General features: G+C 43.5%; 19 protein-coding genes. 4 read left to right on the plus strand and 15 right to left on the minus strand.

Annotation, left to right across the window (positions count from 1 at the left end; translation table 11 throughout):
- Positions 1–40: 40 nt before the first annotated feature.
- The 14 genes from der to B3Q46_RS15810 form a co-directional block, all read right to left on the minus strand.
- Positions 41–1,453, minus strand: a complete 1,413-nt coding sequence (gene der, locus B3Q46_RS15745; RefSeq protein ID WP_005232122.1) for a ribosome biogenesis GTPase Der — start codon at positions 1,451–1,453, stop codon at positions 41–43.
- Positions 1,454–1,629: 176 nt separating this feature from the next.
- Positions 1,630–2,778, minus strand: coding sequence for an outer membrane protein assembly factor BamB (bamB, locus tag B3Q46_RS15750; RefSeq protein ID WP_005232124.1), 1,149 nt, complete (start codon positions 2,776–2,778; stop codon positions 1,630–1,632).
- A complete protein-coding gene (locus B3Q46_RS15755; protein WP_005232125.1) occupies positions 2,775–3,473 on the minus strand; it encodes a YfgM family protein in 699 nt (232 codons plus the stop codon). The genes bamB and B3Q46_RS15755 overlap by 4 nt, the downstream gene beginning before the upstream one ends.
- A gap of 30 nt (positions 3,474–3,503) precedes the next feature.
- Positions 3,504–4,799 carry a histidine--tRNA ligase gene (gene hisS, locus B3Q46_RS15760; protein WP_005232127.1) on the minus strand — a complete coding sequence of 432 codons (1,296 nt, stop codon included), beginning with the start codon at positions 4,797–4,799 and terminating at the stop codon, positions 3,504–3,506.
- Between the two features lie 3 nt (positions 4,800–4,802).
- Entirely contained in the window at positions 4,803–5,924 is a 1,122-nt protein-coding gene (gene ispG / locus B3Q46_RS15765; protein ID WP_005232130.1) for a flavodoxin-dependent (E)-4-hydroxy-3-methylbut-2-enyl-diphosphate synthase, read from the minus strand.
- A 23-nt stretch (positions 5,925–5,947) separates the two neighbouring features.
- A complete protein-coding gene (locus B3Q46_RS15770) occupies positions 5,948–6,733 on the minus strand; it encodes a helix-turn-helix domain-containing protein (protein ID WP_005232131.1) in 786 nt (261 codons plus the stop codon).
- Entirely contained in the window at positions 6,724–7,524 is an 801-nt protein-coding gene (gene pilW / locus B3Q46_RS15775) for a type IV pilus biogenesis/stability protein PilW (protein WP_175966667.1), read from the minus strand. Before pilW ends, B3Q46_RS15770 begins: the two co-directional genes overlap by 10 nt.
- Before the next feature lie 14 nt (positions 7,525–7,538).
- On the minus strand, positions 7,539–8,774 hold the full coding sequence (gene rlmN / locus B3Q46_RS15780) for a 23S rRNA (adenine(2503)-C(2))-methyltransferase RlmN (protein ID WP_005232136.1): 1,236 nt from the start codon (positions 8,772–8,774) through the stop codon (positions 7,539–7,541).
- Positions 8,775–8,895: 121 nt separating this feature from the next.
- Complete coding sequence (gene ndk / locus B3Q46_RS15785; RefSeq protein WP_004782097.1) at positions 8,896–9,327, minus strand: nucleoside-diphosphate kinase; 432 nt, start codon at positions 9,325–9,327, stop codon at positions 8,896–8,898.
- Positions 9,328–9,436: 109 nt separating this feature from the next.
- The gene (iscX, locus tag B3Q46_RS15790; protein WP_005232138.1) at positions 9,437–9,637 is read right to left on the minus strand and encodes a Fe-S cluster assembly protein IscX; all 201 of its coding nucleotides are present in this window, start codon (positions 9,635–9,637) and stop codon (positions 9,437–9,439) included.
- An 88-nt stretch (positions 9,638–9,725) separates the two neighbouring features.
- Positions 9,726–10,277, minus strand: a complete 552-nt coding sequence (locus B3Q46_RS15795; RefSeq protein WP_004782094.1) for a phosphatase PAP2 family protein — start codon at positions 10,275–10,277, stop codon at positions 9,726–9,728.
- A gap of 1,417 nt (positions 10,278–11,694) precedes the next feature.
- Positions 11,695–12,711, minus strand: a complete 1,017-nt coding sequence (gene ilvC / locus B3Q46_RS15800; protein ID WP_005232140.1) for a ketol-acid reductoisomerase — start codon at positions 12,709–12,711, stop codon at positions 11,695–11,697.
- A gap of 107 nt (positions 12,712–12,818) precedes the next feature.
- Positions 12,819–13,310 (minus strand): acetolactate synthase small subunit, encoded by a 492-nt coding sequence (ilvN, locus tag B3Q46_RS15805; RefSeq protein WP_004782091.1) that lies wholly within the window; start codon positions 13,308–13,310, stop codon positions 12,819–12,821.
- A complete protein-coding gene (locus B3Q46_RS15810) occupies positions 13,307–15,034 on the minus strand; it encodes an acetolactate synthase 3 large subunit (protein WP_034580267.1) in 1,728 nt (575 codons plus the stop codon). Before B3Q46_RS15810 ends, ilvN begins: the two co-directional genes overlap by 4 nt.
- A 682-nt stretch (positions 15,035–15,716) precedes the next feature.
- Between B3Q46_RS15810 and B3Q46_RS15815 the strand changes: the two genes are divergently transcribed.
- From B3Q46_RS15815 to holA, 4 genes are all read left to right on the plus strand, one after another.
- Positions 15,717–16,067: a DUF4124 domain-containing protein gene (locus tag B3Q46_RS15815; RefSeq protein ID WP_005232144.1), complete on the plus strand. Its 351-nt coding sequence runs from the start codon at positions 15,717–15,719 to the stop codon at positions 16,065–16,067.
- Between the two features lie 120 nt (positions 16,068–16,187).
- Positions 16,188–18,809: a leucine--tRNA ligase gene (leuS, locus tag B3Q46_RS15820; protein WP_005232146.1), complete on the plus strand. Its 2,622-nt coding sequence runs from the start codon at positions 16,188–16,190 to the stop codon at positions 18,807–18,809.
- 283 nt (positions 18,810–19,092) lie between these two features.
- The gene (locus B3Q46_RS15825) at positions 19,093–19,626 is read left to right on the plus strand and encodes a hypothetical protein (protein WP_005232148.1); all 534 of its coding nucleotides are present in this window, start codon (positions 19,093–19,095) and stop codon (positions 19,624–19,626) included.
- Positions 19,627–19,635: 9 nt separating this feature from the next.
- Positions 19,636–20,634 carry a DNA polymerase III subunit delta gene (gene holA, locus B3Q46_RS15830; protein ID WP_005232151.1) on the plus strand — a complete coding sequence of 333 codons (999 nt, stop codon included), beginning with the start codon at positions 19,636–19,638 and terminating at the stop codon, positions 20,632–20,634.
- Here the strand turns inward: holA and B3Q46_RS15835 are convergent.
- Positions 20,631–21,020, minus strand: coding sequence for a bacteriohemerythrin (locus tag B3Q46_RS15835; RefSeq protein WP_224214010.1), 390 nt, complete (start codon positions 21,018–21,020; stop codon positions 20,631–20,633). The two genes, holA and B3Q46_RS15835, sit on opposite strands and share 4 nt — an antisense overlap.
- Positions 21,021–21,406: the final 386 nt, after the last annotated feature.

Here is a 21,406-nt window from a genome sequence, read left to right on the forward strand (position 1 = left end):
AAAGCCTGCTTTTGCAGGCTTTTTTATTTAAATATGGCAATTAACCACGTTTAAATTTTTTCTCGGCTTTCTTGAATTTTTGTACATAACGACGGCGACGCGCAGCAGTACGTTCATCCAATTGTGACTTACGGCCTTCAAACGGGTTCTCTGAGGTTTTAAATTCAATTTTTACCGGTGTACCTTCAAGTTTGTACACTTTACGGAATACGTTTTCTAGGTAGCGGCGATAGTCCGCAGGTGTCTTATCTACCTTATTACCGTGAACCACGATGGTCGGTGGATTCTGTCCGCCCATATGCGCATAACGCATCTTGATACGACGACCTTGTACAGTAGGTGGTTGGTGCGCTTCAGTGGCATCATTCAGGATCTGGGTCAACTTCGCTGGTGATACTTTCAGATGTGAAGAATCATAAGCACGGTGAATCGATGGATACATCTCCCCGACCCCTGTACCATGTAACGCAGAAATCAGGTGGATTTTAGCCCAAGGAATAAAGTCAAAACGACGCTCTACATCGAGCTTACATTGTTTACGATCATATTCAGACATGTTGTCCCATTTATTGATCGCAATCACCATGGCACGGCCAGCTTCCAGCGCATAACCGATCAGGTGCAAGTCCTGCTCTACAATGCCTTCACGAGCATCCACCACGATCACCACTACGTGCGCGTCTTTCATCGCCTGTAAGGTTTTCACAATTGAGAATTTCTCAATCATTTCATCAACCTTACCTTTACGGCGTACCCCAGCGGTATCAATCAGGGTGTATTGACGACCATCACGCTCAAAAGGAATATAGATCGAGTCACGCGTCGTTCCTGGCTGGTCAAACGCTACAACACGCTCTTCACCCAATAGACGGTTTACCAGTGTCGATTTACCTACGTTTGGACGACCAATAATTGCAAGACGTAGACCAGTATTCTTGTCATGTTCTTCCGGACTTTCATCTTCAGGCACACCTTCAAGTACTTCTTCCAGCATTTGCTGTACGCCACGGCCGTGGCTGGCAGCAACCTGCATAGGCTCACCCATACCGAGTTTATAAAACTCAACCAGAGCAGCTTCAGCATGTACACCATCAACTTTGTTAGCTACAAGGAAAACTTTCTTGCCCAAAGTACGCAGTTCACGAGCGATCTGTTCATCAGATGCCAGTAATCCGGCACGTGCATCGACCACAAAAATGATCATGTCAGCTTCATGGATCGCGGTTTTAGACTGCTCAGCCATGTAGGAGTCAATACCACCTTCATTTTCACCGATACCACCGGTATCTACGACAATGAAAGATTTGTTTTGATAGATCGCATCACCATATTTACGGTCGCGTGTCAGACCTGCAAAGTCTGCCACCAATGCGTCACGGCTCTTGGTTATCTGGTTAAACAGAGTTGATTTTCCGACGTTCGGACGACCAATGAGCGCAATTACGGGTTTCATAGATTAACCTTTATTCAATATCAGGCTGTCTAAAAATGGCCTGAACATCAGAAAGTTTTGGAAGAAAAAGGGAATAGGATTAAAGCCTAAAATAAATAAAAACACGGGGCATTGAATATTCAATCACCCCGCGTAAAAAATACGGTTGGCTTATTTTAGCATAAGCCAAACAAAAATTAACGATTCTGCCAGATGCTTAATGCACCCTTGCGAGTCGAAACATAGAGCTGGTTGTCAATTACGCGTAAATGACGCACTTCACCAGAAGTTTTAGCACGGCCAATAATCTGTCCTGTTGATGGATCTAACAGGTGCAGTACTCCGTCCAGATCACCTACGACAAGTTCAGTTCCAAGCATTACCGGATTGCTCAGCTGACGATTCAACAACTGGTCATTTTCCCATAAAGGCTGGCCAGTGGTAATTTCATAAGCGCTGATTTTACCATCGGTTTGGGCAACAAACACGCCATTACCAACCACTTCCGGTCGCTGGATACTGCTAGCATCTTCACTCCAGATTACCTGTTGTGAAGCCAGATCAAATACAGTCACCTGACCTTGATAGCTAGTGGTCACAATAAACTGACCTGCTACGACAGGATCACCGTCAATATCGATCAAACGCTGAATGTCCGAACGACCATCAGAAATCGCAACACGGCGCTGCAATTTAGGCACACCACTTAGGGCATCGATTGCATAAATATAAGCATTTGAAGTCGCAATCAATACATTACGTGCATCTAAAGGCACTGGAGCCGCCATGCCACGCAGGCTAAACTGGACATTCGGTAAATCGTAGGTCCATACCTGAGCGCCTGAAGCCACTTCGTGGGCATATACAGTACCATCATTAGTAACAGTAATTACGCGACCTGCATGAACCAGTGAAGGCGCCAAAATGGCACCAGTCAATTGTGCAGTCCAGCGTTGTTCACCAGTCTGCTGATCTAGTGCGATCAGTTGGCCTTTATTACTGCCAACCACCACGATCCCATCAGCGGCTTCAACGCCAGAGCTTAAAGTATCTTTGCTGACTTTTTTCTGCCACAGGCGCTGCTTGCCATTAAAAGCAGTGACTTCACCCTTAGGGTCGATCGCAAATACGACTCCGTTATCCGCATCCAGACGTAAACGTAGCGGATCAGCCTTCTCTGTTGAAGAAACACTGGTCGAAAATACAGGAACAAGTGTTTTAGTCTGACTGATTTTTGGAAGTGGATTCGGTTTTACTTCTGGTACTTTATTGGTCTTACCCGCACAGCCAGCGAGTGCAAGAGTTAAAACAGTTAAAGCACAGGTGATTTTATATGTTCTGTTCATTCAGCTTCTTCCACTTGTGTTTCTATAATTGGGCGTTCGATTTCCGGGTCATCGACCAACACGCCTACGCTTTCGAGCTTAATTTGTAAAATTTGACGTTCTTCTTTACGTTCAATCAAAGCATCCCATGCACTTTGATATACTTTTTTGGCATTTTCAATATCATTTTTGGCAACATAGATATCGCCACGAGCTTCATCAGCGGTTGCTTTAAATGCAGGTTCAGTGACTGCATCTAAAGTTTTCAGGGCTGCATCATATTTTTTCTGTGCTAATTGTGCATAAGCCAGACGCAATTTAACAACCTGAACTAGGCCTTTATCGTCAACTTTAGAGTTTTCAACTTTTTGCAATGCTTTCTCAGCGGCAGCATAATCTTGCTTGTCATAAGCCAGTTTCGCCATGACCAGCTGGGTTTGAATCGCTTGGGCCGAATCCGGTGCTTCTTTAACAATCTTGTCTGCAGTTTCAGACAGCTTGGCAAAAGCATCACCATCTGCAGCCTGTGCTTCATCCATCAATTGCTGAACCTTGGCAGTCTGCATTTGCGATTCTGCCAAGTTTTTCTTCTGCCAATATTCCCATCCGAAAAAGGCAATCAGCGCAACCAGAATCCCGATAATGATCGAAGAACCATACTTCTTCGTGAAGGATTTCAAACTTTCAAGTTGTTCATCATCAGTCATTGCGCTCATGCGATTACCTTTTTCCTAATGTTTTATCGATTATTTTGAAGAAATTTTAGTACTGAAAAATGCGACAAAGTCAGCAAATGGCACAGTAGATTGCTCTGCAGTCGCCAGCTCTTTCACCGTAAAGCTTTGTGTTTCAAGTTCACGCTCACCGATAATGGCTGCATATAAAGCACCGGCCTGATCGGCTTTTTTCATTTGCGATTTCATTGAACCCTGAGAGCCGACTTTCAGACGAATATTACTGCCTGCAGCTTCCAATTGATCACGAATCTGTTCAGCCAATACCAGTGCTTTACCTTGAGAAGCAGGATCGGCAACCAGGAATACTTCGCAATCACGTACTGGCGTATTGTCTTCCACCTGTTCCAGGAGAAGCAATAATCGCTCCATCCCCATCGCGAAACCAACTGCAGGCACAGATTGATCCGCTTTGCCTTTCAATTGACCGACCAAGCCATCATAACGACCACCAGCACACACAGTACCTTGCGAACCTAAGTGAGTAGTGGTCCATTCAAATACGGTTTTGTTATAGTAGTCCAGACCACGTACCAGTTTCTGATTGATGACGAAGCTAATACCGGCATCTGACAAATACTGTTGTAACTGGTTAAAGTGTGCCAGTGTTTCTTCACCCATAAAGTCGTGAAGTTTTGGCGCATTTTCTAGAATGCTTTGAGTTTTGGCATCTTTGGAATCCAGAATACGCAGCGGATTAGTCGTCAGACGACGTTGAGAATCTTCATCCAGATCCGCTTTATGCGCTTGCAGGAACTCTACCAGTGCCGCACGATACGCTGCACGTTCATCAGACTCGCCCAGTGTATTCAGTTCAAGTTGAACTTTGTCAGCAACGCTCATACGTTTCCAAAGGCGCGCAGTCATCAGAATCAGCTCTGCATCTTGATCAGGTGTTGCCACACCAAAGGTTTCCACACCAAACTGGTGGAACTGACGATAACGGCCTTTTTGCGGTTTTTCATAACGGAACATCGGTCCGATATACCACACTTTCGGTGTTGCACCACGAAGCAGGTTATGTTCCAGCATCGCACGTACACAGCCCGCTGTTCCTTCAGGACGTAAAGTCAGAGACTCAGGCGGATTACCTTTGTCCAGGAAGGTGTACATTTCTTTTTCAACGATATCTGTGGCATCACCGATCGAACGTTTAAACAGATTGGTCTGTTCAACCATCGGCAAACGGATCTGTTGATAGCCATAGGCATCCATCAGACCTGACAGATGCTGTTCAAGACGTCTCCAAGCTGGGGTTTGCGTTGGGAGAATGTCATTAAAACCTTTGATTGCGACGATTGAACTCATGATCTACTCAGAAAAACTTGTGCGAATAATTTCTTTTGATTTGGCTTCTTCAAGCTCGGAAACACGTTGACGAACCATTGATTCGATTTCATCAACCAGTTGATTGGTATCGATTAAATGACTCTTTTCACCATTACGATACACCAGTGAGCGCGGACTTGCACCTACTACACCAATATCGGCTTCTTTGGCTTCACCCGGACCATTCACTTTACAGCCAATCACAGACACATCCATCGGAACACGGACATCTTCCAGACGTTCTTCAAGGGTCTGCATTACTTTAATCACGTTAAATTCCTGACGTGAACAGCTTGGGCAGGCAATGAAGTTAATTCCATTAGAACGAAGACCCAGCGATTTCAGGATATCAAAACCAATCTTGATTTCTTCTTCAGGCTCGGCTGCCAGAGAAATACGCATGGTATCGCCAATGCCTTCCATCAGTAGACCGCCAAGAGCAATCGCTGATTTTACTGAACCGGTACGATACACACCCGCTTCAGTCACACCCAAGTGCAGTGGATTATCAATCTGTTTAGACAGCAGACGATAAGCATCCATAGTCAAAAACACATTTGAAGCTTTAACCGATACTTTAAATTCATGGAAATTCAGACGATCCAGAATGTCGATATGACGCATCGCAGATTCCAGCAATGCTTCACCTGTTGGCTCGCCATATTTTTTCTGGATATCTTTTTCCAGTGAACCGGCATTCACGCCAATCCGCATAGAAATGTCATTATGACGTGCTGCTGCCACGACTTCACGAATCTTGGCTTCCGAACCGATATTCCCCGGGTTAATACGCAGACAGTCTGCACCCAGATCAGCAACAGCCAGCGCAATTTTATAGTCGAAGTGAATATCTGCGACCAGTGGTACGTCAACTTGCTTACGAATTTCACCAAATGCGGCCGCTGCTTCCATACTTGGAACAGAGACACGCATGATGTCTGCGCCTGCATCCACACAACGCTGAATTTGAGCAACAGTTGCTGCGACATTGCAGGTTTCAGTATTGGTCATTGACTGAACAGTGATCGGTGCATCACCACCGACATAGACAGAACCGACACGGATTTTACGTGTTGGACGGCGCTGAATTGGATTTACGATCATGATTTCGCCCTATCTGCTCACCATTAACGTGATAAACGGAAATCTGCTTTTCCGTTAACCGTATAAGGTGACAATGCAATACTTTCATTATTTAAACTGAGTGATACTGCTGTCGCATCATCCAGTCGGATCTGGAATGGCGCTTCACCGTTCAGCTCTATAGTAGACGCCTGACGACCAGTGGCCAGCACGTTACCACCTGCATCTACAATATGCACAGAGGTCGGACGGCTAAAATCAAGCTTGAGCTGATCACCGGACATGGCAGCACCGGCATCCAGATTTAAAATTTCGACATCAGAAGAGGTGTCCGCAACTTCGGCACTATTCTCGCTGCTCTCTGACCAGTTCTGGATCATGGCGACCAGTGCACCCAAGATCAGTACTATAACCAGTGCAATCAGGCCACGCTTTAACCATTTGCGGTTACGATCACGTTTTGAACCTGGCAATTTACCCATGATCTTGATTGGAGAATCTTTCAGGGCGTGCGTTGCAACCATACCGGTATCATTGGCATAAATTTCATCAAAACGCTGAATCAGGCTAGAAGCATCGACACCGAGATATTTGGCATAGGTGCGGTAATAGCCCTTGATAAAGGTCGCTTCAGGCAAAGATTTATAATCATCCTTTTCCAAGGCATTCAGGGTCTTTACCGGAATATTGAGTTCTTTGGCAATGTCTTCAAGCTCACGTTGCTGATTAATACGAATCTTGCGTAAGTACTCACCTGGACGCTGAACATTTCCTAACGCGTTTGGAGCTACGCTCGAATTATTCGAATCTGAATTAGGATTTACTTCCATACGGCCTCAGTACTGTACTGTAATTGCAAATAACGTTGGTATTCCGGGCTTTCAGGGAACAATGCACGTAATTGATTGACCAATACCTGCATGCCTAACTGATCGCCACTGGCACGCGCAGTGCGAATGCCAATCCAGAGCGCACGGGCACTCTGGTTTTTCTGCCCCGCGCCACGTACAAACTGTTCATACATTTGAGTCGCGGCCGGGAACTGCTGGTTCAGATAAAAAATTTCTGCCAACTCTAACATTGATATATACGAAGCGCGATTAGCCTGTAGTGCCTGTTTGAATGATTTTTCAGCATTCACCAAATCACCCTGTTTCAGGTAAATCCGTCCCATATTTTCAAGGGCACGAAATCGCTGGTCATAACCTAAAGTTGCGCCGGCAATTTCGAACTGCTCGATCGCATCTTTATAGCGCTCAAGCTGATATAAATAGGTGCCGTAGTTATTTCGTGCCTGGGCATTTTTGGGATCTGCCGAAATTGCACGCTTGAAATAACCTTCGGCCTTTTCAAGATTAGGTTTGCTGCCTTCCTGCTGAAGCAGCACGCCCATCATCATATTGGCTTGCGAATCACGCGGATTAGTTTCCAGTGCCTGATCCAGCGCACGTTTAGCTGAATCCAGATCACCGTTTTTAAGATATTCAACCGCCAACTGAGTACGAACCTTGGTGGCTTTTTCCGGGTCCTTCTGACCCAGATCTGGCGTTTGACACGCAGTTAAAACCAAAGACCCACATACTACTGAAACCAAAGCAAGTTTAGATGTCAGATTACTCAATTGGCGACCTCTTGTTATCCTTGTGAGCGCATAATCTCGTTGGACTGCGCAATTTTCTTTTTCCACTGTTCCGCACGACGGGTACGGTCAGCGACTTGTCCTACCAGTTGTCCACACGCAGCGTCGATATCATCACCACGTGTCTGACGAATCGTACACACAAAACCGGCATCAGACAAAGTTTTTTGGAAAGAAATAATCCGGTTACGGCTTGAACGGCCATATGGCGCATGCGGGAACGGGTTAAATGGAATCAGGTTAATCTTGCTTGGCAGATCTTTGAGCAGCTTGATCATCTGCTGGGCATGTTCAGGCTTGTCATTTACGCCATCCAGCATTACGTATTCGATGGTTACGTGCTTACGCGCACTTTCATTACCATCTTTAGTGATATAACGCTGACAAGCGGCAATAAGCTGCTCTAGCGGATATTTTTTGTTGATTGGCACCAGTTCATTACGCAGTTCATCATTGGTTGCGTGTAATGAGATCGCCAAAGCCACATCAATATCTTGTGCCAACTGGTCAATTTTCGGCACGACACCAGACGTTGAAAGCGTCACGCGGCGTTTAGACATGCCATAAGCAAAATCGTCCAGCATAATGCGCATAGAATTTAATACAGCGTCATAGTTCAGCAATGGCTCGCCCATACCCATCATCACCACGTTGGTCACTGAACGCTCACGCTCAGCCACAGGCACTTCTTCCATATAGGAGTAGTTTGCCATCCACAACTGACCGATGATTTCAGCTTGAGTCAGGTCACGCTGGAAACCTTGCTTACCGGTTGAACAGAATGAACAGTCCAGGGCACAGCCTACTTGTGAAGAAATACACAGGGTCTTACGTGAGCCGGTCTTGTCTTCTGCCGGAATCAGGACAGTTTCAACCAGAGAGCCGTCACCATCACCGACACGGAATACCCATTTACGGGTACCGTCTTTGGAATAGTTTTTATGCACCACTTCTGGCGCTTTAATTTCACAAATCTTTTCCAGTTTTTCACGCAGCTTGCCTGAGATATTGGTCATCTCGGCAAAATCAGTCACGAAATACTGATGAATCCATTTCATCACCTGACCGGCACGGAACTTCTTCTCGCCCATATCTTCGAAGAATTTTTCCATTTGCGGACGTGACATGCCTAGTAAGTTCACTTTTTCCACAGAATTTTGCTGTGCAGGAGTGGACGGAGATTGTTGCTGTGCATCAGAAACTGCTGATGTAGCGACCACTTCAGTACTCATGTGTATACCTAAACCATGTCTAAAGATGAAAGGAGAAGCTCAATATCTGAGCAAAGAATTATTCAGAGAATAAAAAAACCAGATAAGTATAATAACACTTATCTGGTTTGAATACTGCGTATTAACGAGTACGTGGAGCAATCTCAGTTTGCGCGAAGAAGTAGTTAATTTCGCGGTCAGCAGATGCTACAGAGTCAGAACCGTGAGCAGCGTTTTCGTCGATGCTTACAGCGAAGTCTGCACGGATTGTACCAGGAGCAGCTTCTTTAGGGTTAGTCGCGCCAAGGATGTCACGGTGAGCAAGAACAGCGTTTTCGCCTTCAAGAACTGAAACAACAACTGGACCAGAAGTCATGAATGCAACTAGGTCACCGAAGAAACCACGTTCTTTGTGCTCAGCGTAGAAGCCTTCAGCTTCAGCTTGAGTCAGGTGTTTCATTTTAGTCGCAACGATTTTAAGACCTGCTTTTTCGAAACGAGCAAAGATGTCACCGATGTGGTTTTTAGCAACTGCGTCTGGTTTTACGATAGATAATGTACGTTCAATAGCCATGATTGGCTCCTTAAGTCAATTGTTGACATGAAAATTTGCCGCATTATACCGAATAATGGACTTTTTTCTGCCTTTAAACTGTAAAAAAATTGCTTTTTTCAATTGGCAATTAACGTGCTTCGTCAATCCATGCCATTTGAATGGCTTCCAGAAGCCCTTCGGTTGATTTGGTTGGATCATCTTCAAAATCAGGAAGTGCACATACCCAGGCATGCAGGTCAGTAAAGCGAACCCATTGCGGATCCACGTCTGGATGCGCTTCATACAATTCAATCGCGATATCGAGGGTATCAGTCCAACGTAAACCCATGTCTATTCCTAAGCCTATTTACTGTGATGTAGTACTTTAGCAAATCTGCAAATTTCTGCGAGCCTTTGCCAGATCATCTCGTAATTTTTTACAACATGATATTAAAAAAAGGTGCCGTAAATACAATCATGGTGGCTACCAGTGCGCCCAATATGGCTCCTACCGCCACATCACTCGGATAATGCAAGCCTAAAACCATTCGAGAGATCGCCACCAGAATGGCAAATGGCAACATTAAAAACAGCAAGAAAGGTACGATATAACCCAGTACGATTGTGACCATCACCGCATGCAAGGTATGTCCCGAAGGAAAACTAAAATGGTCCAGCGGATGCTCACAAAGCCGAATCACCTGATGCACCTGGTAAGGACGTGGCCGTACTGTTTTGGTTTTTAAGAGTTTATAAATCAGGGTCCCAACCATACTGCCAAACACCAGATAAACAATCTGTAAGGTATACATCAGACCCTGAATCAGCCAGACGGCAATGAGCATCAAATACCAGAATACGCCATTGCCCAACCGGCTAATGATTTTAAAAAAAGCCGCAATGCGTTCTGAATGTGAAAAATGATTAAGATAAATACAGCCTTTTAAATCAATTTCTAAAAACTTTAATTTTGCATTCTGAAATTTCATTGTAGAGCTCTTATTGTTTTATGCCCTGCATTTCAGGTTTTGTACGACTGAAAAATAGAGCTTGTTCAAATTGACGCATGAGATAATCGCTATTCACCTTTTTTAGTTTCTTAATACCTGCATCCTTCTGTAATCGTTATAAATCGCCTAATTCAAACATCTAACAGATGAATTCTTACTACTATCCCAACCTACTCAGCCAACTTTTCCGATCATGTTGCAGCTGTAAACAAGTACATCCATGATCATTAGCGATCATTGCTCCACCGCTGGCCATCGCCTCCTGCACTATATTTTCTAAGCTTTCAATCCGACCTATCCCTGAACTGTTAATAGATAATTTATTTATACTGGTATTCAGTGAAATAAGTCTGAATTACCACATTCAATTCATTCTTTGAGAATAATTATCTAGCCTTTAACAAAACCTGAGAAGGATCGAATGTGCTTCGAGTATAGTGCAGTTATAGCGCCCAAGACTTTGGTGAAAATGTATCTGGAAGCCGCTTCTTGCCTTGCTCTTACTCAAAATTTGGTTATTTCAAAGCATTTAAAAGTTAAAGAGATATAACTATCCATACTTTTGATCAAGTATGAAATTAAGGTGTGACTGTTTTATGAATTGATTTATGGGAGCTGAATATTTCTTACATTATTAAACTTGCTGATGCTTTACGCCTGTTCTATCTGCCTTTTCAATTTCTTTACTATACTTCTGCTCAACTAATAACCGATTAAATACCTGATTCATGCCGATGGATTCAACTTATAAAATAATTGCCATTTTGGGATATGATTTATTTTTTGAGATCACCTTTTATCCTCAAATTCCCAGTCAGGCAACAAATCTACTCCAAACAATAAACATAAAATTGGAATTAAGACAGCTAACAATAAACTTAATGAAAACCAGCTAAATCCCCAATACATCACGATAAATAATCGTTTGGATTTGTTGCTATAAAGTTTCGGTATTTTTAAATTCGACTCCACATTGCTCAAGCTCTTAATCACCTACTCCCACTTCAGTCCAAGCATAGATATGATTTTCCATATTAAAAATTCAGTTCGATCTTTCATCTTATCTTCTTATATTTATTTAAATTATTATTTGACTATATAAAAACCCACTCTAGTGAGTGGGTTTTCGCATTCAAATCAAATGATTCAAGAAATTAGTTTTTTTCTTTATCTATGATTTTGTTTGCTTGAATCCAAGGTATGAACGAGTACAAAACACTGTTTTGTACGAAGTGCAAGGAAGCAAAGCATTGCTTTGAATGAAGCGCAAGGAATGAAAACCACTGCTTTCCTTTCTTTGAGACACACAATTTTAACTAAGGATGTCAGTCATTTTTACAAGATATAAAAAAGCCCCTGTTATAAAACAAGGGCCTTGTAACTCAGAAATTAGAACTTAGTTCTTTTCTTTGTCTACGATTTTGTTTGCTTGAATCCAAGGCATCATCGCACGCAGTTTAGCACCAGTTTGTTCGATACCGTGTGCAGCGTTTTGACGACGACGAGCAGTCATAGATGGGTAGTTCAACGCACCTTCCTGGATGAACATCTTCGCGTATTCACCAGATTGGATACGTTTAAGCGCATTACGCATTGCTTCACGAGACTGTTCGTTGATTACTTCAACGCCAGTTACGTATTCGCCGTATTCAGCATTGTTAGATACTGAGTAGTTCATGTCCGCGATACCGCCTTCGAACATCAAGTCAACGATCAGTTTAAGTTCGTGTAGACATTCGAAGTAAGCCATTTCAGGCGCATAACCAGCTTCAACCAGAGTTTCGAAGCCCATTTTAACCAGTTCAACAGCACCACCACAAAGAACTGCTTGCTCACCGAACAAGTCAGTTTCAGTTTCTTCACGGAAAGAAGTTTCGATGATACCAGTACGGCCGCCACCTACACCTGAAGCGTAAGAAAGCGCAACATTACGAGCATTACCAGAAGCATCTTGGTGGATCGCGATTAAGTCAGGAACACCTGAACCACGTTGGTATTCAGAACGTACAGTGTGACCAGGAGCTTTAGGCGCAACCATGATTACATCTAGGTCTTTACGTGGAACAACTTGGTTATAAAGAACAGAGAAACCATGAGCAAATGCAAGAGTCGCGCCTTCTTTGATGTTTGGCTCGATCACGTCGCGGTAAAGTTGAGCTTGGAACTCATCTGGAGTCAAGATCATTACTACGTCAGCTTGAGCTACAGCAGCAGGAACTTCAGCAACTTTAAGACCAGCGTTTTCAGCTTTTTTCCAAGAAGTAGAATTCGCGCGTAGACCAACAGTTACGTCAACGCCAGAATCTTTAAGGTTAAGCGCGTGTGCGTGACCTTGTGAACCGTAACCAATGATTGCTACTTTCTTAGATTGGATAATAGATAAGTCGCAGTCTTTATCGTAAAAAATTTGCATTGCTGTCTCCGCTTAAATGCTTGTGTGTCCGTTTCATCAGGCAATGATCCTTGATCACATTGCCTGAAGCCCCCTTCTTATTAGAATGAGGAAATAATTTAGAAAATTTAGATGGTTAGTACTTTTTCGCCGCGTGCGATACCTGATACGCCTGAACGCACCACTTCCAGAATCGTGTTTTCCGCTAATGCATCAATAAAACCGTCGATTTTCTCAGTCGTACCCGCGATTTGAATCGTGTAAGTTGTTGGCGTTACGTCAACCACCTGACCACGGAAAATATCGGTCGTACGTTTGATTTCATCACGGGTTGCGCCTAAAGCTTTCACTTTGATCAACATCAATTCACGTTCAATATGCGCACCTTCAGACAGATCCACCACTTTAACCACTTCTACCAGCTTGTTCAGCTGCTTAGTGATCTGTTCGATCTTGTGATCATCACCATAAGTCGTCAAAGTCAGACGTGAAAGTGTTGGGTCTTCAGTTGGCGCAACGTTCAATGTTTCAATGTTGTAGCCGCGTTGTGAGAATAAACCTACCAAGCGAGAAAGCGCGCCTGCTTCGTTTTCTACGAGTACAGAGATAATATGTCTCATTTCGTGCGCTCCCCTTTTGCTAACCACATATCCTGCATCGATTGACCCGCAACCAGCATTGGATATACGTGTTCTGTACGGTCAACCATTACGTTAATAAATACGCACTTGTCATTGATCGCCATCGCTTCTTCAAGCTTAGACTCAAGCTCGTCTGCATGGTCAATCTGAATACCTACATGACCATAAGCTTCCATCAATTTTGCAAAGTCAGGTAAAGACTCTACATAAGAGCTAGAGTGACGGCCTTCGTAGTTCATGTCTTGCCACTGTTTCACCATACCCAGGGCACGGTTGTTCAGGCATAGAATTTTAACGTTCAAGCCATATTGCTTACAGGTAGAAAGTTCCTGGATACACATCTGAATAGACGCTTCACCAGTAATACAAACCACTTGCTGATCTGGGAATGCAAGCTTAGCCGCCATTGCATATGGCAGACCCACACCCATGGTACCTAGACCACCAGAGTTGATCCATTGACGAGGACGCTTGTAGCGATAATGCAATGCACCGAACATCTGATGCTGACCAACGTCAGAGGTAATGATCGCTTCGCCATTGGTGACTTTGTCTAGAGCACGAACCACTTGCTGAGGCTTCATCGAACCATCAGTCGGTACATCGAACTTCAAGCCATGAACCTGACGCCATTCATCAATCTGTTTCCACCATGCCGCAATCGCTTCAGGATTTGGCTTGGACACATTCATTTGCTTCAACTGGTTCAGCATTTCGTTCAGCACAGGTTCTACTGCACCCACGATTGGAATGTGCGCCATGATGGTTTTAGAAATGGTCGCCGGATCGATGTCAATGTGAATGACTTTCGCATTCGGGCAGAATTTCGCCGGGTTATTGGTTACACGGTCATCGAAACGCGCGCCTACACACAGAATCACGTCTGCATTGTGCATGGTCATGTTGGCTTCGTAAGTTCCGTGCATACCCAACATGCCGATGAATTGTGGATCATCGCCCGGGAATGCACCAAGGCCCATCAGGGTATTGGTAACCGGGTAACCCAATAGATGTGCAAGCTCAGTTAATTGTGCTGAAGCATTGCCCTGAACCACGCCGCCGCCTGAGTAAATCACTGGGCGTTTCGCATGAATCAGTTCATCAATCGCTTTACGGATTTGACCTGAGTGACCACGATATGGTGGTTGATACGAACGCATCTTCACTTTTTCAGGATATTCGTAAGCAAATTTCTCTGCCGGGTTAGTTGCATCTTTAGGAATATCAACAACCACCGGACCTGGACGGCCAGATGACGCGATATAGAATGCTTTTTTGATAATTGCCGGAATTTCGCTGGCATGGCGAACCTGGAAGCTGTGCTTAACGATTGGGCGAGAAATACCGACCATATCAGTTTCTTGGAACGCATCCTCACCGATCAAATGGCTTGCAACCTGACCAGACAGGATCACCATTGGAATGGAATCCATATAAGCTGTTGCAATTGGAGTTACGGTATTGGTTGCGCCCGGACCTGATGTCACAAGCACGACACCAGTTTTACCTGTTACGCGCGAGTATGCATCTGCCATATGGCCGGCAGCCTGTTCGTGACGTACGAGGTAATGATTAATTTTGTCTTGTTGAAATAGCGCGTCGTAGATATGTAGAACTGCGCCGCCTGGATATCCAAAAACATGTTCAACGCCTTCATCCGCTAATGCGCGAACGAGCATTTCACCACCAGATAAAAGTTCCAACGTGATTCACCCTAATATTATTCACTGCACAAATGGGAGGCATTTGCAGTGTTCATTCATTAACTGTCTGCACTGTTATAGCACATAAATTTCATAGTTTTCATAGCAATAGGAAAAAAAATCTGGTCTCTTTACTGTTCGAGCAATACAAGACCTAAAACATGTTGGGATAAACATATTTTGCTTAGCTTTGTTCAATTTCTCGGCTAGAGAAATCGCCCACTGCATGAAATGACACTTGTTCGAAGGGTGATCGATCTAAGGCATATAAAACTACTGCAGCATTCTTGTGTTTTCAGTCTGTAAAGTCAAGTTTAAAAAACAGGCTATTATTGTTTATACGTCTAAAATTTGCTGCTTTTACAGACAATTTCGACTTTAACTGTGGTTTTTAGCTTTAAAATTTTAATTTAAATCAATAAATTTCATATACTTAAAACTTTAATTTTATAAATTTTTAATATGTCTTATATAAAAAAATTGAATGAATTTTTAAGAAATTCAATGCAACTGTTTATAAATAAATTTCTTTTTATATAAAATTACTCTTTTTTAGCATTAGCTTGAAACATAAAACCACTACTGATCACAAAATTAATTGAATTAAAAATCATCTTATGGCAAAAAACTCTCTACAATAAAAACTCTATTTAACCGCTTGAAATTTTCAGGACTTTTACTGATGAAAAGATCTTTCCTGACCGCATTAAATTTTGCTACTACGCTTGTTTTAGGTGTAGCGAGCAGCTCTGCTTTAGCGATTGAATATTATAAATGGGTAGATGCCAAAGGCGTGACTCACTACACTAAAACCCCGCCTCCTAAAAATGCCAAGCACAAAAGCAAAGTAGAAACCTATGGCTGGACCAATTCCGCGCCTACACCATCAAGAACAACCGAAAATGAGAACCAGACCGAAACGGGTAACTCAAATTCATCTGCACCTGTGCCTGTCGTTTCTGAAAATGAGCAGCAACAGCGTGAAGCCAATGAAGCTTTACAACGTGGTCAGTCTGAGCGTGTAGCTTTCTAATCATACTCGTCTGTCAATTTAGATTTTTCCTGCAGAATCCCATCCGCAAAATTCACTATAAGTGCATTTTGCGCTATGCTGTGCCTCATAATTTTTTAACCGTTCTCTTGTATTACGTATATGACTACTCACATTGACTCAGAATACCAAGCCAGTGCGATTGAGCCTCAAGTCCAACAGGACTGGGAATCTCGCAAAGCCTTTAAAGTTGCCGACACTATAGAAGGTCCACGTCGTTATATCCTCTCGATGTTCCCTTACCCAAGTGGCAAACTGCATATGGGTCATGTGCGTAACTATACTATTGGTGATGTAATCAGTCGTTTCCACCGTTTAAAAGGTGAAACTGTATTACAACCAATGGGCTGGGATGCTTTCGGTCTTCCTGCAGAAAACGCTGCTATTGCACACCAGGTCGCTCCTGCAAAATGGACGTTCGAAAATATTGATTACATGCGTAATCAGTTGAAGAAACTTGGCCTGTCTGTAGATTGGGATCGTGAATTCGCAACCTGCACACCAGAATACTATCGCTGGGAACAATGGCTATTCGTTCAGCTTTATAAAAAAGGCCTGATCTACCGTAAACTTTCTACAGTCAACTGGGACCCAGTAGACCAGACCGTTCTTGCCAATGAACAGGTTGAAAATGGTCGCGGCTGGCGTTCAGGTGCATTGGTTGAAAAACGTGATATCCCAATGTACTACTTCCGCATTACTGACTATGCGCAAGAATTATTGGATGACTTAGACACACTCAAAGACGGTTGGCCACAACAAGTCTTGACCATGCAACGTAACTGGATTGGTCGCTCACAAGGGATGGACATTACCTTCCCTTCAGCGAATCCAGACATCTATGCAGATGGTTTAACAGTATTCACCACACGTGCTGACACTTTAATGGGTGTAACTTATGTTGCAGTTGCAGCAGAACATCCAATGGCATTGAAAGCAGCAGAAAATAATCCTGAGCTTCAAGCATTCATTGAAGAATGCCGTATGGGTTCTGTGGCAGAAGCGGATCTAGCGACTGCCGAGAAGAAAGGCATGGCAACAGGTCTTTCTGTAAAGCACCCTGTAACAGGTGAAGAAGTTCCTGTTTGGATTGCAAACTATGTATTGATGTCTTATGGTTCAGGTGCGGTGATGGCGGTGCCTTCACACGATGAACGTGACTTCGAATTTGCCAATAAATATGGCTTAACCATCAAGCAAGTGATTGATGCCAAAGGTGCTGATGATAGCGAGTTTGATGCAAAACAATGGCAAGAATGGTACGGTTCTAAAGAAGGTAAACTGGTTAATTCAGGTGAATTTGATGGTTTAGATTTCCAAGGCGCATTTGATGCTTTCTTGGCAAAACTAGAACCACAAGGTCTTGCCAACGTGAAAGTTCAATTCCGTTTACGTGACTGGGGTGTTTCTCGTCAACGTTATTGGGGTTGTCCAATTCCAATGATCAACTGTGACACGTGTGGTCAAGTTCCAGTGCCTGAAGACCAGCTTCCTGTTGTACTGCCAACTGACGTGGTTCCAGATGGTTCAGGTAACCCACTGAACAAAATGCCTGAATTCTACGAAACCACTTGTCCTTGCTGTGGTGGCGATGCGCGTCGTGAAACAGACACGCTAGACACATTCGTAGAATCTTCTTGGTACTATGCACGTTATGCATCTCCAGACTTTACCGATGGCATGGTGAAACCTGAAGCGGGTCAAACCTGGCTTCCTGTCAATCAATACATCGGTGGTGTTGAACACGCGATTCTACATTTGCTTTATGCACGTTTCTTCCACAAATTGATGCGTGATGAAGGTGTGGTACAAGGTAACGAACCGTTCACTAACTTGTTAACCCAAGGTATGGTGCTTGCTGATACGTATTACCGCGAAGCGGAATCAGGTAAGAAAACATGGTTCAACCCTGCGGACATCGAGCTTGAAAAAGACGAAAAAGGTCGTATCACTTCTGCGAAATACAAAGAAGATGGTCAAGACGTTGTCGTTGGCGGTCAAGAGAAGATGTCGAAATCGAAAAACAACGGGATCGACCCGCAAGCGATTATTGACCAATACGGCGCAGATACTGCACGTGTGTTCATGATGTTTGCTGCACCACCTGATCAATCACTTGAATGGTCTGATGCCGGTGTTGAAGGTGCAAACCGCTTCCTGAAACGTGTATGGCGTTTGGCAACAGGTTTCCTTGAAAAAGGTAATACTGCGACTGAATTCGATAAAGCCGCTCTTTCTACAGCTGCGCAAGACTTACGCCGTAAGACTCACGAAACCATTCAGAAAGTGGGTGATGACATCGAACGTCGTCACGCATTCAACACTGCGATTGCAGCAATGATGGAACTGTTAAATGCGAACAACAAGTTTGAAGCGAAAGATGATAATGACGTTGCTGTAGCACGTGAATCGATCACTACGCTTTTAATTTTACTTGCGCCATTTGCACCACATTTAAGTCAGACTTTATTGGCTCAGTTTGGAATCGAGTTAACTCAAGCGCAGTTCCCACAAGTGGATGAATCTGCATTGACTCGTAATACCCAAACCATCGTGGTTCAGGTCAACGGTAAACTTCGTGGCAAACTTGAAGTGTCTGTGGATGCATCTAAAGATGACATTCTTGCGCAAGCGAAAGCCTTGCCTGAAGTTCAACAATTCCTGACTGGTCCAACCAAGAAAGAAATTGTGGTGCCGAATAAGCTAGTGAACTTGGTGGTTTAATTTAATCCCCCTAAATCCCCCTTTGCAAAAGAGGGACTTCCCACTTCAAATAAAAAATGAAGTCTCCTCCCTTTTTTAAAGGGAGGTCGGGAGGGATTAAATTTAACCTATCCTTAACCATCTCCTTGTAGGAGAGGGAAATTCCTTCTCCCTTTGGAAGAAGGTTAGGATGAGGGAAAGGATTTCACAATTCCAAACAAAGCCCGTTGCCAGCCAACGGGCTTTGACTTTACAATCCGGTTCAGGATTTCAAATATTTCCCTGAGGGAAAAAGAGGATACTCATGCATTTAGGCAAACGTTTAGCAGCAATTGTTTTAACTTGTGGTCTAAGTGCAGGCCTCGTTGGCTGTGGCTTTCATTTAAAAGGAACCAATCCGAGTTCCGCACCTGTAGCTTACTCAGTCATGAGTCTGGCCTTGCCTGACAATACTGAAGATCTTCAGGAAAAACTAGCCGTTTATCTGGGTGCTGCCGGAGTACAGCTGAGTAATGCACCTAATGCTTATGTCTTACGTGTCCTAGATTACACCCCTCGCCGTCTAGAATTGAATGGCAAACTGGTAGAAACCTTATTGCGTCTGAATGTTACTTTCCGAATTGAAGATGCACAAGGCAATCCGGTGACTGAACCTCGTACAGTAATCGCGACCCGTACCTATCAATATGATATTGAAACCGTGAATACGGATGACCAGGAACAAAAATTCTTAAATCAGGTCCTGATTGATGATGTGGCCCAGCAGATTGCCCGTCAAATTTCATCGAATCGTTTGCCATTGGCAAAACCAGAAACTTCGACTCAACCAGCCAAATAAGACGACCCAATGAAACTTGATTACCTCCAGGCATTAAAACGTGTCAATGAAGCTCGCGGTGCCTGGGTGTTGCATGGTCAGGAACCTTTGCTGGAACAGAATCTGGTAGATGCCTTTCGTAGCAGCTGGCAAAGCCGTGAAGTTGAACGCCAGCGTTATGATATTAGCTCTGCCTCTGACTGGAAAAATGTCTTCAATGCTTTAAACAGCCTGTCATTATTTTCTAGCCAATTGGCAATTGAAGTGCATGGCAATATCAAACCTGATGCCAGCGGTCTCAAACTGTTAAAAAACTATCTGCAACAGGACAGTGATAACCTGCTGTTGGTGGTCATGCCGAAGCAGGATTCCAGCAGTCTGAAATCCAGCTTTTTCCAGACCATTGATGCCAATGGCGTGAATGTATCACTGGTAGCGAACTACCCAAAAGATCGTCAACAGATCCTCGGGATTGAAGCGGAAAAACTGGGAATTAAGCTGGCCAATGATGCCTGGCAATGGTTAGAGCAGCATCATGAACACAATTTACTAGCTGCCAAAAATAGCCTGATGCGAGTGGCGGATACCTTTGCTGAAGTAGATATTATCCAGATTGACCATCTGTATGCCTGCTTGCAGGACCAGTCCCGTTACAACACCTATGACCTGAGTGATGCCCTGCTCAATGGGAATCTAGCGCAATCAATTAAGATTTTCCAGTATCTGATTGCATCAGGCGAGCCAATGAGCCTGATTTTGTGGAGTATCAGCAAAGAAATGCGTCTATTGATGCAATTATTTGAACAGCCACAAAATGCCTTACAAATCGGTATCTGGAAGACTAAAGTGAGCTTATATCAGCAAGCCTTGCGTCGTTTAAGTCCACAGCGCTTTTTAAGCTGGCCTCAGCTTTTGATCCGGATCGACGCTGCAATCAAAGGGATGTCCAGAGAGAACCCTGAACATCTGATCTTGCAGGCCATTGCTGAAATGTGTGGTCAAAGCTTGTTTACATCCCCGAGTGCCTAACTAAAGAAACGCGCGAACCAGCCTTTGCCTTTTTTCTTTTCCTGTGTTCGCAGATAACTCAACATATTGTCCCGTACTGCTTCGACATAATCCTGATCATCGTGCTGAATATGGTTGATGAGCCATTTGGACAGAAGACAATGCAAATCTTTTTCAATGGACTGACCTTGCTCAAACTTCAGGCGATAATCATTTAATTTTTTGACAAATAATTCATGTATACCGCGATGTGAAGTCAAATATTGATAACTCACCTGTTCCAGCAGGTTTTCTTCAAAGCTGAAATGTGACTGGGTATAGTCGATTAAATCGTCTAAAACCTCCCTGATTTTATCGCGATCTCCGGTACTTTTGACCTGCTCTAAAGCATTTATATAGTCCAGAATCTAGCGATGTTGATGATCAATCACCTCAATTCCAATATTGTAACTTTCATTCCATCTATGAACCTCATCAATTTTCTTAGTAAAGTCGTATTATTTTTTCGCTCATTAGCAGCATTATGGCGTATTTTTATCAGCAGTTTAGTGGCCAGGTTTTTGCATGTAGTCTATCTAAGACGTACTTTATACTCCCATGAAGTTTTAATTGATTAATCATATGATCAATATTTTTCAGATAACTAAATCGTATAAAATTTCATCTAAAAAAGATGATTTTAATAGGAGTAGTTCAATGAATCCCTTATATAAAATCAGGTTTTATCTTATATGTTTTTTTAAACCAGGCAGTGGAAAATAGTTCTCATTTTAAATAAAAAAAATTCACGTTT

This window comes from Acinetobacter sp. UBA2581, assembly GCF_002339435.1.
Taxonomy (GTDB): Bacteria; Pseudomonadota; Gammaproteobacteria; order Pseudomonadales; family Moraxellaceae; genus Acinetobacter; species Acinetobacter variabilis.

Bases quoted from the DNA above. Each gene is read 5' to 3' on its own strand.
- der (WP_005232122.1), bottom strand. From the start codon at position 1,453: ATGAAACCCGTAATTGCGCTCATTGGTCGTCCGAACGTCGGAAAATCA.
- bamB (WP_005232124.1), bottom strand. From the start codon at position 2,778: ATGAACAGAACATATAAAATCACCTGTGCTTTAACTGTTTTAACTCTT.
- B3Q46_RS15755 (WP_005232125.1), bottom strand. From the start codon at position 3,473: ATGAGCGCAATGACTGATGATGAACAACTTGAAAGTTTGAAATCCTTC.
- hisS (WP_005232127.1), bottom strand. From the start codon at position 4,799: ATGAGTTCAATCGTCGCAATCAAAGGTTTTAATGACATTCTCCCAACG.
- ispG (WP_005232130.1), bottom strand. From the start codon at position 5,924: ATGATCGTAAATCCAATTCAGCGCCGTCCAACACGTAAAATCCGTGTC.
- B3Q46_RS15770 (WP_005232131.1), bottom strand. From the start codon at position 6,733: ATGGAAGTAAATCCTAATTCAGATTCGAATAATTCGAGCGTAGCTCCA.
- rlmN (WP_005232136.1), bottom strand. From the start codon at position 8,774: ATGAGTACTGAAGTGGTCGCTACATCAGCAGTTTCTGATGCACAGCAA.
- ndk (WP_004782097.1), bottom strand. From the start codon at position 9,327: ATGGCTATTGAACGTACATTATCTATCGTAAAACCAGACGCAGTTGCT.
- iscX (WP_005232138.1), bottom strand. From the start codon at position 9,637: ATGGGTTTACGTTGGACTGATACCCTCGATATCGCGATTGAATTGTAT.
- B3Q46_RS15795 (WP_004782094.1), bottom strand. From the start codon at position 10,277: ATGAAATTTCAGAATGCAAAATTAAAGTTTTTAGAAATTGATTTAAAA.
- ilvC (WP_005232140.1), bottom strand. From the start codon at position 12,711: ATGCAAATTTTTTACGATAAAGACTGCGACTTATCTATTATCCAATCT.
- ilvN (WP_004782091.1), bottom strand. From the start codon at position 13,310: ATGAGACATATTATCTCTGTACTCGTAGAAAACGAAGCAGGCGCGCTT.
- B3Q46_RS15815 (WP_005232144.1), top strand. From the start codon at position 15,717: ATGAAAAGATCTTTCCTGACCGCATTAAATTTTGCTACTACGCTTGTT.
- leuS (WP_005232146.1), top strand. From the start codon at position 16,188: ATGACTACTCACATTGACTCAGAATACCAAGCCAGTGCGATTGAGCCT.
- B3Q46_RS15825 (WP_005232148.1), top strand. From the start codon at position 19,093: ATGCATTTAGGCAAACGTTTAGCAGCAATTGTTTTAACTTGTGGTCTA.
- holA (WP_005232151.1), top strand. From the start codon at position 19,636: ATGAAACTTGATTACCTCCAGGCATTAAAACGTGTCAATGAAGCTCGC.